We start from the raw sequence: 12294 nt of genomic DNA on the forward strand, positions 1-12294 counted from the left end.
CCACGGGCGGCACCAGGCGCCCGCCGAGGAAGAAGGCCCGCACCACGCGTTCGGCGGCGAAGCCGTCGTCGTAGGGGCAGAAGCGGCGGCGGAACTCGGCGCGCAGTTCGGCCGAGCGCGGGTGGGACCAGAGCCAGTCGCCGGTCAGGGCGGCCGCCAGCTCGGGGAGGGTGCGGGTGACGGGGCCCGGCGCGAGTTCCGGCAGGTCGAGGTAGGCGCCGTGGACGGCCCGGTACGCCTCCCAGTCGGGGGCGTGGACGACGATCGGCCGGTCGAGGCCGGCGTAGTCGAAGAGCACCGGGGAGTAGTCCGTGACCAGCGCGTCGGCCGCCAGGCAGAGTCGTTCCGGTGGCACGTCCGGGTGCTCGTCCTGGGTCAACAGGACGAAGCCGGGGCCGAGTTCGTGGGCCAGTTGGGCGGTGTCCAGCGGGGTGTGGCGGTAGCCGCGGGGGGCCGGCGCGTAGAGGACGGCGCGCACGCCCTCGGGTACGCCGAGGCGTGCGCGGGCACGTGGCACCTCCTCGGCGTGCGCCGTGTGGAAGAGGTCGGCGCGCGGCGAGCCGTACTCGAGGATCGTGTAGTCGGCCGGATAGGCGGTGCCCCAGGCCAGGGTGGTGTGCCGGTTGGCGGACAGGCTGTGGTCCCAGCGGTCGATCTCGCGCAGCAGCGGGCCGAGTTCGGGATCCGCCGTGTCCAGTCCCCGATGGGCGAGCGGGGTGCCGCGGTGGGTCTGGAGCCGCAGTTGGCCGGGGCGGGCGGCGAGGGCGGTGGGGAAGGCGGTGTTGCCGACCAGGTAACGGGCGCGGGCCAGCGCCGCCCAGTGCTCGGCGGTGTCCGGCAGCAGCCGGCGCACGCCCTGGGGCAGCGGGTGTTCGGGACCCGCCACCCAGGCGGTGGCGATGCCGGACGTCAGCTCCCGCAGCTTGGCCTCGATGGCCGCCGGGTGGCAGCCGTAGCGCTGGTCGTGGGTGGTGAAGACCGCGAGTCCCGGGTCGAGCGGGCGGCGCAGCTGGATCAGATAGTGCGCGCGGAGCGCGATGGCGCGTGCGCGAGCGACGACGGCGCGCACGCCGGCGTCGAGGGTGCCGTGCGCCCGGAGCGCGAGGCGTCGGCCGGTGGCGAGCAGCCGGTACACGCGCCGGGCGCGGAGCCGGGGCCGCGGCAGGGCCGCGCCCGGGCGGCCGCCGATGGCGGTGGCGCCGGCGGCGGCCCGGTGCCTGGCGCACAGCTCCCGGCAGCCGCGGAGGAACGCGGCCCGGTCGGCCGCCGGCAGTCCGGGGCCGCGGTGGACGGCGGTGAGGTGGACGACCATCCGCCGGTAGAGCGCGGCCCGCCAGCGGTCGGTGGGCAGCAGGGCGAAGGCCAGCTCGTACTGGCGCAGCACGTCCAGGTGCCCGTCGCCGGCGCTCCGCGCCCGGCCGCCGCGCCGGCGCTCCCTGTGGTGCAGGCAGATCCGGTCGAGGACGGCGATGGACCCGGCGCCGGCCAGCGCCGGGTAGGCGAAGGGCACGTCCTGGTAGTGGCCGGCCGGGAAGCGCAGGCCGAGCCGGGCGACGAGGTCGCGGCGGTAGGCGCGGGCCCAGGCGACGGGCGGCAGCCGGAGCAGGTCGGCCCGGCCGGCGAGCGAGGTGACGGCGGGGGAGCGGGCGGAGAGGGTCCCCGGCGGGTCGCCGGGGGCGGCCTCGCCCCGCCAGGAGACCCGGGCGTGCCCGAACACCAGCAGCTCGGGTTCTCCGGCGGCCCGCAGCCGGGCCGCGACGGCGGCGAGCGCGCCGGGCGTCAGGGTGTCGTCGCCGTCGAGGAACAGCAGGTAGTCGCCGGTGGCCCGGTCGAGGCCGGCGTTGCGGGCCGGTCCCGGACCCGCGTTGCGGTCGAGGCGGAGCGCGGTGACCCGGGGGTCGGCGGCGGCGAACTCGGCGGCGATCTCGCCGCAGGCGTCCGGCGAGGCGTCGTCGACCACGATCAGCTCGACGTCCCGGAAGTCCTGGGTGAGCACGGACGTCAGGCAGGCGGGCAGCTGCGCCTGCACCTGGTAGGCGGGCACGATGATGCTGAAGCGGGGCACGGCACCACATCCACGGGAGGGATTGTCCGGACCATCTGACAATCGCTCTTCCGTACCGTCATTCCGGGGAGGGGCCGAGGTGTCGCGGCCCCGAACCCACCGAACGGCGTAGCCGCCGGTCCCCGGGACACGGGGGCCGGCGGCTACGGGCGGGTGGACGGACGGGGCGCTACTTCACCGCGCCCGACATCACGCCCGCGACGAACTGCCGCTGGAAGGCGAAGAAGATCGCCAGCGGGATCAGCATGGTCAGGAACGCGCCCGGCGCCAGCACGTCGAAGTTGCTGCCGAACTGCCGCATCTCCTGTTGCAGCGCCACGGTCATGGGCGGCGAGCCCGCGTCCGCGAAGATCAGCGCCACCAGCATGTCGTTCCACACCCACATGAACTGGAAGATGCCCAGCGCCGCGATCGCCGGCCCGCCGAGCGGCAGCACCACCCGGGTGAAGAGCCGCAGTTCGCCGGCGCCGTCGAGCCGCGCCGCCTCCAGCAGCTCCCGCGGGATCTCCGCGAAGAAGTTGCGCAGCAGGAAGATCGCGAACGGCAGACCGTACGCGGAGTGGAAGATCACCACGCCCAGCGTCGTCTCGAAGATCCCCAGCGTGTTGAAGAGCCGCGCCACCGGCAGCAGGGCCATCTGCACCGGGACCACGAGCAGCGCCACCACCAGCAGGAACCAGTAGTCCCGACCGGGGAAGTCCAGCCAGGCGAAGGCGTACCCGGCCGCCGCGCCCAGCACGATCACCAGCAGCGTGGACGGCACGGTGATCGCGATGGTGGTCCAGAGCGAGCCGGTGAAGGTGTCGTTGCTCAGCAGCGCGTCGTAGTTGGCGAACGTCCACTGCCCCGGGTCGGTCAGCGCCTCCCACCAGCCGCTCGACGCGATGTCGCGCGGGGTGCGGAACGAGGAGACGAACAGGCCGGCCGTCGGGAGCAGCCAGACGAGCGCGAGCACGACGAGCACGACGCGCACCGCGCCGCTCGCCGCGATCGAGGCCAGCCGGGAGCCCAACGAGGGTTTCGGCGGTCCGGACTCGGCCGTCGGCCCGCCGGCCTTCGCCGGCTCCGGCGCTTGCGCGGTCAAGGTGGTGGCGGTCACCGCTGGTTCTCCCGTCGCAGCCTTCGGAGGTTGAAGATGATCACCGGCACCACCAGCAGCAGCAACAGCACCGCGATCGCGCTGCCCAGGCCCTGGTCGGGCTCGGCGCCGAAGGAGGAGATGTAGAGCTGGAGCGCCAGCACGTTGGCGTCGGCCTGACTGGAGCTCGGCGCGATGATGTACACCAGATCGAAGATCTTCAGCACGTTGATCATCAGCGTCACCGTCACCACGGCGAGGATGGGCGCCAGCAGCGGGACGGTGATCCGGCGGAACACCTGCCACTCGTTGGCGCCGTCGACGCGCGCGGCCTCCAGGGTCTCCCGGGGCACGCTGGCCAGTCCCGCGGCGATCAGCACCATCGCGAAGCCGGCCCACATCCACACGTAGGCGCCGATGATCGCCGGCGTGATCAGCTCCGGGCCGAGCCAGCTCGCGCCGTTGTACGGCGGAGTGAAGCTGCTGGCCGCCAAGCGTAGTTGGGCCCCGTCCGCGTCCTCTGCCGGGAGCGTGAAGGTGCCGTCGGCCGCCGTGTCGGCCTCGGCCACCACGTCGCCGTCCCGCACCGCCTGGACGGTGACGCCGGCCAGCGCGCGCTCGTCGGCGTCGATGGCGTCCCGCGTGCCGCCGCCGCCCCGGGTGAAGTCCATCCAGACCGTGCCGGTGACCTGGCCCGGGTCGCTCGCCGCCGTGGCCGCCGGCTCGGCGTCCGCCAGCTCCGGCTGGGGCACCGCGACCAGCGGCAGCAGCACCGGGGTGCCGGCCGACACGGTGCCGTCCAGCAGGTAGGAGCCGTCGTCCTGCGCGCTGAGCGACCCGCCGGGGCGTGGCTCGGCGTCCGGCCAGGACGAGCTGCCGGCGAACGTGTCGTGGACCGTGGTCATCACCGCGTTGGCCAGGCCGCGCTCCGGGTTCTGCTCGTAGACCAGCCGGAAGATGATGCCGGAGGCCAGCATCGACACGGCCATCGGCATGAACACCAGCAGCTTGAACGCCGTCGCCCAGCGCAGCCGTTCGGTCAGCACCGCGAAGATCAGGCCCAGCGCGGTGGCCACCGTGGGCGCCAGGATGATCCATATCAGGTTGTTGCGCAGCGCGGTCCTGGTCGACTCGTTGGCGAAGATCTCCGCGAAGTTGTCGAGGCCGACGAAGTCGTCACCCGACGCGTCGAAGAAGCTGCGCCAGACCGAGTACCCGATGGGGTAGAGGACCAGCGCGCCGAGCAGCAGCAGCGCGGGCAGCAGGAAGCTGGCGACCGCCCAGGGGCGGGCTCTGATCACCGCCTTGCCGGAAGCCATGGGATCTCCGTCTCCGTCCGTGATGAGTCGTCATGGGGCCGTGGCGGGGTCCTCCGCCGGTCCCCGGCCGTCGCGGTCTCACTCGCCATACGCGCTCACCGCCTGGGACTCCAGGTACTCCTGGGCGCCCTGGACGTCGTCCGGGTTCCGCAGGAAGTTCTGCAGGCCCTGCCACATGCCCTGGCCCGTGGTGCCGCCGAACGCGGCCGGCGTCTGGTCCGAGAGGTCGAAGCGGAAGTCGTCGCCCGCCGAGATCAGCGCGTCGGCGATGCCGCGCTGCACGTCGTTCGGGTAGGCGGCGAGGTCGAGCGACCGGTTGGGGGAGACCATGCCGCCGCCCTCGGCCCAGATCCAGGCGGCGTCGGTGGAGGCGAGGAACGCCAGCATGGCCTCCTGCGCCTCGGACGCCTCGCCGTTCGGCGCCACGGCGACCGCCGCGTCGCCGGCGCTGACCACCGGCGGGTCGCCCGCGCCGACCGCGGGGAACGGGAAGACCAGCGCGTCCTCGCCGATCACCGCGTCCGTCGAGTCGGTGATGACGGACCCGACGAAGTCGGCCTCGAAGACCATGGCCGCGTCCGGGACCTCCAGGTTGATGAAGGTCTGGGTGACGGAGGTCGGGAAGTCCGTCTGCAGCGAACCGCCGTTGCCGTTGGCCAGCAGCTGGTTGTGCCCGAACAGCTCGCCGAGCGTGGTCAGCGCGTCGGTGACGGTCTGGTCGGTCCACGGGATCTCGTGGGCGATCAGCTGGTCGTACGCCTCGGTCCCGGCCTGCGAGAGGTAGATGTTCTCGAACCAGTCGGTGAGCGTCCAGCCGTCGCCGCCGGCCACCGAGACCGGCGTGGTGCCGGACTCCCAGACCGTCCACGCGGTGTCGACGAACGTGTCCCAGTCGGCGGGCGCCGAGACGCCCGCGTAGTCGAAGGCCGTCGAGCTGTACCAGACGAGCGACTTGTTGGCGACCTTCACGTAGACGCCGTACTGCTCGCCCTCGTGCTGGCCGACGGCCTGCCAGCCGGGCGTGTAGTTGGCGTCCAACTGCTCCTGGACGAGGTCGCCGACCGGAGGTATCCAGCCGTTCTGGGCGAACTCCCGGAGCACGCCGGGCTGCGGCACCATCACGATGTCGGGTGGCGCGCCGCCCTCGATCTTGGAACCGACGAACTGCGACACGTTGTCGCCGCTCGGCACGTAGCTGACCGAGGCCCCGGTCCTGGCCTCGAACTCGTCCATCACCCGGAGGAAGTTGTCACGCTCGGCGCCCGTCCAGACGGCCGCGACCTCCAGGTTCTGGCCGCTGAGGTCCGGTAGCTCGATCGTCGGCTCCCGGTCGGCCCGGTTCTCGTCGCCGTCGTCGCCACACGCCGTGAGTGCCGTGAGCATGGTCACTGCTGCGATCACGGCACGAGTGGTTCCTCTGGTTCCTCCGGCCCTTCGCCGGGATCCCCGGCCTGAACCGCGCATGAACACCGCCTCACCCCTTCAGGGTGCGGCAATGCGCCGAGCCGGCTGGCTGCAGGCCCTGCCACACCGCATGTCCTGTGGGCCATGTCCTACGCCCGGGGGGATGCGCGGGCAATACCGGGGTCTGGACCAACTCTCCTTTGTGATCGGGATGTTATGGCTCTGCACGCAACCCGGTCAGACAAGTCCGGATGCGTTCGCATCTGTTCATTCACAACCTGATGCCAACCGGAAGACGATCGCGCCCGAAAGGTGGGGCGGGGGCCTCAGACCAGCGTCGCGGTGGGGTGGTCCGTCTCGGCGGCGCGGGCGGCCGCGCTGGCGAGGAGGGCCATGTCCGTCGGGCCGTTGCCCAGCTCGCGGACGGGACGGGCGGTCGGGGGATCGCCGGCGCGGGCCCAGTCGAGCCGGGTGACGGTCGGCCGCAGCGTGGCCGTGCGGGGGATCCGGCCGGTGACCCGGCCGGCCTGGAAGGCGGTGGCGCCACCGGGGCGCCGCAGCTCGCCGCGCCCGGGCGGCTGGCCGGTCAGCGCGACCCAGGCCGTCGATCCGGGCGCCACCCGGCCGCCGGCCAGGATCAGCCGGACGCCCAGCCGGCGGCCCTCGCCGGCCACCGCGTCGAGCACGCGCAGCACCGAACCCGCGGCCTGCCGGCCTGGCGCGCCGAGCGGCGGGGTCAGCAGGGCGTCGAAGTCGTCGACCAGGACGACGAGCCAGGGGAGCGGGTCGCTGCCGCGCGCCAGCATCGGCGGCAGCTCCTGGTCCGCCGCGGGGCGTGGGGAAGGCGGGGTTCGACGGGTCCTGGTGGGGGCGCGGCCGAAGTCGGCCTCGCCGAGCAGCGTGGCCCGCCGCTTCAACTCCTCGCGCAGGGCCCGGGCGAACGCCCGTATCCGCACCGGGTCGGTGGCCCCCACGTAGGAGGCGACGTGCGGCAGCTCGGCGCTGGGCCGCAGCCCGTCGCCCGCGCCCTCGACCAGCAGCAGCGACAGGTCGCGGGGGCCGAGGGTGCTGGCCAGCGAGGCGGCCAGCGAGTTCACCAGCTCGGTGCGGCCGGAACCGGGGCCGCCGTCGACGGTCAGCGGGGTGGTCAGGTCGGCGAGCTCGACGGCGACCGGGCCCTCCACGCCGGTGCCGAGCACCAGCGGCAGCCCGGCGTTCCGGTGCCAGCGCTCCCGCAGCGTGCCGGGGGTGACCCGGGACAGCTCCAACGCGTCGAGCAGCCGACAGCTCTCCGGCAGCGGCGTGGCCGGCGCCCGCGGCGAGGGCGCGGCCGGCTGGCCCCCGGTCTCCTCGCCGACGGGCGCGAGCGCCCGCGCGAACCGCTCGGCCCAGGCCGCGGACACCGCGTCGGCGCCGGCCGCCGGGGACTCCGCGCCGTCCGAGCCGATCAGCCGCAGCGAGGTGGCGACGGCGCCGGTGAGCAGGCCCACCGTGCCGCAGGCGCGGAAGAGCGGGGACGCCGCGCGGGCGGCGGCCAGCGTCCGCGCCGTGGGCGAGGCCGGGGTGGCCGGCGGCGCCTCGGCGAGCACGATCAGATGGACGCCGGCCGCCGGCCCCGTTATCGCGAGGTGGGCCAGGGCGGCCCGCGCGTCGGCCGTGCCCGGGTCGCCGTCGACCAGCACCACGGTGCGGCGGCCGCCGGCCGGCTGGGCGGTGAGCGCCGTCAACTCCTTGATCCTGGCCGTCGCCTGCTTCGCGTCGAAGGCGAGCAGCAGCCGGCACTCCTGGCCACGGGTGGGCCGGGTGTGCGGGAGCCAGCCGAGCCAGGACCACTCGGCGGCCCGGCCCGGGGCCAGCACGACCAGCTCCAGCGCGCTCGGCGGGTGCAGCGCGGCCAGCTGGGCCAGGGCGGCCCTGGCCACCCCGGCCACCCGCTCGCGGGGGCCCCCGAGGCCGAGCGAGCCGGCCTCGGGGAGCGACACGGTGACCGGCCGCGGGGCCGCGGCGGCGCGCTGGGCGGTGCCGAGGCGGACGCCGTAGGCGTCCTGGTGGGTGGGGCCGCGCTCCCACAGCCGAGGGCCGGCGGCGGGGGCGCCGGCCGAGCCGAGGGCCGTGAGCAGCAGGGCGGCCAGGTCGGGCCAGCGCGCCTCGGCGGCACCCTCGGCCGGTGCCGGGGCCCCGGCGGGGGCCGGCGCCTCGGCCGGCTCGGCCGGCCGCCGCCCGGCCAGCGCCGAGAGGCCACGCCGGCGGGCCTGGGGCACCTCGGCCGGCGACGAGGACGGGGGCGGCGGCACGGCGTCCGCCGCCTCGACTCTTATCAGCGACTCGCCGAGCCGCAGCAGCGCGCCTGGCGGCATCACCACCGGGCCGCCGGCGACCGGCCGGCCGTCGAGCAGCGTGCCGTTGCGCGAGCCCAGGTCGGTGACGGTGACCCGGCCGCCCGGGCCGAGGGCCACCGCACAGTGCACGCGGGAGACGTCCGGGTCGTCGAGCGGGATGTCGGCCTCGGCCGAGCGGCCGATCCTGGCCTCGCCGCCGCGCAGCAGGTGCACGCCGCCCGCGTCGGGCCCGGCGACCACCAGCAGCCGGCCGGGCACCGGCTCGGGGCCCGGGCCCTCGACGGGCCGGTGGAAGGCGAGCACCGCGCCGTCCACCAGGGGCGGCTGGCCGAGCGGGGTGCGCCGCGGGTCGAGCCTGCGGTCCTCGCAGAAGACGACGCTCGGGGTGGCGGAGCCGGGGGCCACGGCGGTGGCCAGCGGCCCGAGCACCGCGGCGAGCGGGGTGTCGGCGGGTGCGGTGACCTGTACGTCCACACCCGAGCCGGCGTCTCCATGAACGAGAACGGTCAACCTGATCTGAATCGGCATCGGCCCTCCCGGTCACCACGCCAGCCCCGGCTGTCACGCGCCCGATCGCACCAGTCGTCGCATCGGATGCTGATGCGAGAAGCATCCTCGCACCCGCCACTGACGACCCGCCGCGCACCCGTCAGTTAATGATCTTGATTGCCTGTTTCTGACCGGAAACCGAGCAGAAGTTGTGACCAAAACTGATCGCTGGTGGCCACCTCGGCGCCCCCGGTGGCGCAGGTGATCGTAACGGCCCGCGCGACCGCGTGGCGCAACCAAGCGTCCCGGCACCGCGTCCCACCACGTGACCCGACCGCGATCGGGCGGCGCCGCCGTAGCACAGGCGGTCGCACTACAGTAGGGAACTCGAACCCGTCACCATCAGCGAAGCACCAGGGAGCGCGCGTGCGGCCGGTCGGCAGCAAATACCTGCTCGAGGAGCCCCTGGGGCGTGGTGCCACGGGCACCGTCTACCGCGGCCGGCAGCGCGAGGCCGCCGGGCACGAGGCGGCAGTGGCGGGGCAGCCGGGCGAACTCGTCGCCATCAAGGTCCTCAAGGAGGAGCTCGCCGCCGACCCCGACGTCGTGATGCGCTTCCTGCGCGAGCGCGCCGTGCTGCTCCGGCTCAGCGGGGACAACCACCAGAACATCGTCCGCACCCGCGACCTGGTCGTCGAGGGCGAGATGATAGCGCTGGTCATGGACCTGATCGACGGGCCCGACCTGCACCGCTACCTCTACGAGAACCGCCGCTTCACGCCGGTGGCCGCGGCCCTCCTCACCGCCCAGATCGCCGACGCGCTGGCCGCCGCCCACGCCCGCGGCATCGTGCACCGCGACCTCAAGCCGGCCAACGTGCTGCTCGCCGGCGTGAACGACGAGCACGCCGCGCTGCGGCCGATGCTCACCGACTTCGGCATCGCCAGGCTGGCCGACGCGCCCGGCGTCACCCGCGCCAGCGAGTTCGTCGGCACGCCGTCCTACGTCGCCCCCGAGTCGGCCGAGGGCCGCCAGCAGACCTCCGCCGTCGACGTCTACGCCGCCGGCATCCTGCTCTACGAACTGGTCACCGGGAACCCGCCGTTCGGCGGTGGCAGCACCCTGGAGATCCTGCGCAGGCACCTGACCGACGAGCCCCGCAGGCCCGCCGGGCTGCCCGACCCGCTGTGGACGGTCATCGAGTGCTGCCTGCGCAAGAGCCCCGACGAGCGGCCGAGCGCCACCTCGCTGGCCCGTTCGCTGCGCACCGTCGCCGCCGGCGTCGCGGAGGGCGCGAGCCCCGAGCAGCGCACGGCCGCGCTCGGCGTCGCCGCGCTGCTCGCGCCGGACACCACGCCGGTCCTGGTGCCGGGCACCGGCATCAGCCCGCCGGGATCGGCCGAGCCCACCCAGGTGATGCACGGCGGCTCGGCCGGTGGCGCCCCCGACCCCTACGCCGCCACCAGCGTGCTTCCGCAGCACGGCGCCGGTCCCGGCCAGGGCGGCGACGACCTGTCGACCACCCGCGCCATGCCGGCCCAGGGCGCCCCTGAACCGGAGCTCCCGACGGCCTGGGGCAACCAGCTGCGCGCCGCCCGCGACCGCAACGAGCCGACCAGGGTCCAGCCCGCCGAGCCGGCGCTCGACCCACTCCAGCGCGCCCCGCAGCGGCGCCCCCAGCGCCGCCCGCAGCACGTCGCGCCCCCGCCCCAGCAGCAGGGCGGCGCCTACGGCTACCCGGTCGCGCCGGCGCCGCAGTACCAGCAGCCGCCGCAGTACCAGGCACCCCCGCAGCAGTACCAGCAGCCCCAGCGCTACCAGCCGCCGGTGCCGCCGCCCTACCAGGAACCGGCGCCCCGCCGGGGCGAGGAGCCGCGCGGCCGGTCACGCAGCGCGAACCCGATGCGCATCCCGGGGCTGGGCTGCCTCAAGGGCTGCCTGTTCATGGTGCTGATCCTGGTCGTGATCGCCTTTCTCGTCTGGAACTTCACGCCGCTTCAGGACTGGATTGCTGACGGCCGGAGTTTCTGGGACACCGTCACCACGTGGTTCGACGATGTCCGTGAATGGCTTGGCCTGATCGACGAAGCCAATCAACAGGTCGAGGACATCCAGAACAGCGTCCCCGAATAATCGGCGACCTCGGAGATTTATCGACTTCCGGGAGTGGAATTTCGCCGAGGCATGCCAATAAAACCGGGCAAGCCGGGCATGCGGTAGTCCCGTCACCTGACGGGTCGTCGTAGCCTCACGCCATGGCACGGAACATCGGCAGCCACTACACCACCCACCGTGTGCTCGGCCGCGGCAGTGCCGGAACGGTCTGGCTAGGGGAAGGGCCGGACGGCCCCGTGGCGATCAAGCTCCTGCGTGAGGACCTGGCGGCGGACCGCGACCTGGCCGAGCGGTTCGCCCACGAGCGGCACGCCCTGCTCGGTCTCGAACACCCCAACATCGTCGCCGTCCGCGACCTGGTCATCGCGGAGCAGGACGAGACCCGCGAGCACCAGGAGGTCGCCCTGGTCATGGACCTGGTGCGCGGCCCCGACCTGCGCCGCCACCTGGAGCGCGAGCGCCGCCTCGCGCCCCGCGAGGCCGTCGAGATCGTCGCCGCCGTGGCCAACGGCCTCGCCGTCGCGCACGCCGCCGGCATCGTGCACCGCGACGTCAAGCCCGAGAACATCCTGCTCGACACACCCGAGGGCGGCCGCGTCGCGCTCCTCACCGACTTCGGCGTCGCCAAGCTGATCGACGAGCCCCGGCACGGTGGCAAGGGCGGGGTCGTCGGCACCCCCGACTACCTGGCCCCGGAGATCGTCGAGGGCCTGCCGCCGCGCGCCGCCGTCGACATCTACGCCCTCGTCACCGTGCTCTACGAACTGCTCGCCGGCTTCACCCCGTTCGGCGGCGGCCACCCGGGCGCCGTGCTGCGCCGCCAGGTGACGGAGACCGCGGCCGAGCTGCCCGGCATTCCGCGCGAGCTGTGGGAGCTGATCCAGCAGTGCCTCGCCAAGGCCCCGGCCTCCCGGCTGCGGGCCGCCGAACTGGCCTCCCGACTGCGTGAGTTGCTGCCCGACCTGGCGGGCCTGCCGCCGCTCGACATCGGCGACCCCGAGGCCGCGGCCGAGCCGGCCGTGGTCGAGGAGCCCGTGGTGGCCATGGCCGGCACGGGCGGCGGTGGCGGGGGGCGCGCGGCGGTGCCGTTGGTGCGCGGCACGGCGCCCGACTCGGAGCGCGAGACCCACACCCGGATGCGGGTGCCGGACGCGGAGGAGCTGGCCGGGGGCGCGCACGGCACCGCGCGCACCATCAGGCCCGCCGGCGAGCCGCGTGCCGGCTCGGCCCGGCACACCGCGTCGGCCCGCCGCCGGCGCCGGCTGACGGTGACGGCCGCCGCCCTCGTCTGCGCCGCCGCCCTGGGCGGCTGGCTGCTCCTCTCCGGCGGCGACAGCGGCGACGACGGCCTCGGCGAGCCGGCCGGCGACGGCCGGCTCGCCACCGTCGAGCTCCCCGAGCCCGCGTAGGGCCCGGGGCCTGCGGCGACCGCGCTCCCGGCGCCCGGCCCGGCGCCCGGCCCGGCGCCCGGCCCGGCCCCCGGCC

The 12294-nt window shown here is 74.8% G+C and carries 7 protein-coding genes; 2 read left to right on the forward strand and 5 right to left on the reverse strand.

All coding sequences use genetic code 11. The annotated features are described in order from the left end of the window. The 5 genes from E1283_RS20865 to E1283_RS20885 form a co-directional block, all read right to left on the reverse strand. Nucleotides 1-2065 (reverse strand): bifunctional glycosyltransferase/CDP-glycerol:glycerophosphate glycerophosphotransferase (locus tag E1283_RS20865; protein ID WP_165956196.1); only part of this gene is annotated, 2065 nt, incomplete at its 3' end. 169 nt (nucleotides 2066-2234) lie between these two features. Beyond that, nucleotides 2235-3164: a carbohydrate ABC transporter permease gene (locus E1283_RS20870; RefSeq protein WP_132819631.1), complete on the reverse strand. Its 930-nt coding sequence runs from the start codon at nucleotides 3162-3164 to the stop codon at nucleotides 2235-2237. Beyond that, on the reverse strand, nucleotides 3161-4462 hold the full coding sequence (locus E1283_RS20875; protein ID WP_132819632.1) for a carbohydrate ABC transporter permease: 1302 nt from the start codon (nucleotides 4460-4462) through the stop codon (nucleotides 3161-3163). Before E1283_RS20875 ends, E1283_RS20870 begins: the two co-directional genes overlap by 4 nt. Before the next feature lie 78 nt (nucleotides 4463-4540). After that, the gene (locus E1283_RS20880) at nucleotides 4541-5926 is read right to left on the reverse strand and encodes an ABC transporter substrate-binding protein (protein ID WP_132819633.1); all 1386 of its coding nucleotides are present in this window, start codon (nucleotides 5924-5926) and stop codon (nucleotides 4541-4543) included. Nucleotides 5927-6192: 266 nt separating this feature from the next. Further along, complete coding sequence (locus tag E1283_RS20885; RefSeq protein WP_132819636.1) at nucleotides 6193-8727, reverse strand: FHA domain-containing protein; 2535 nt, start codon at nucleotides 8725-8727, stop codon at nucleotides 6193-6195. Between the two features lie 393 nt (nucleotides 8728-9120). On the opposite strand from E1283_RS20885, the gene E1283_RS20890 reads away from it, so the two are divergent. Further along, nucleotides 9121-10827 carry a serine/threonine-protein kinase gene (locus E1283_RS20890; protein WP_132819634.1) on the forward strand — a complete coding sequence of 569 codons (1707 nt, stop codon included), beginning with the start codon at nucleotides 9121-9123 and terminating at the stop codon, nucleotides 10825-10827. Between the two features lie 122 nt (nucleotides 10828-10949). Beyond that, nucleotides 10950-12218 (forward strand): serine/threonine-protein kinase, encoded by a 1269-nt coding sequence (locus E1283_RS20895; protein ID WP_132819635.1) that lies wholly within the window; start codon nucleotides 10950-10952, stop codon nucleotides 12216-12218. The last annotated feature ends 76 nt before the right edge of the window (nucleotides 12219-12294 follow it).

The sequence above is a fragment of the Streptomyces hainanensis genome (genome assembly GCF_004348415.1).
Lineage (GTDB): Bacteria > Actinomycetota > Actinomycetes > Streptomycetales > Streptomycetaceae > Streptomyces > Streptomyces hainanensis.

Excerpts from the sequence above, each read along its gene's own strand:
- E1283_RS20880 (WP_132819633.1), bottom strand. The coding sequence starts at position 5,926 with ATGCGCGGTTCAGGCCGGGGATCCCGGCGAAGGGCCGGAGGAACCAGA.
- E1283_RS20875 (WP_132819632.1), bottom strand. The coding sequence starts at position 4,462 with ATGGCTTCCGGCAAGGCGGTGATCAGAGCCCGCCCCTGGGCGGTCGCC.
- E1283_RS20895 (WP_132819635.1), top strand. The coding sequence starts at position 10,950 with ATGGCACGGAACATCGGCAGCCACTACACCACCCACCGTGTGCTCGGC.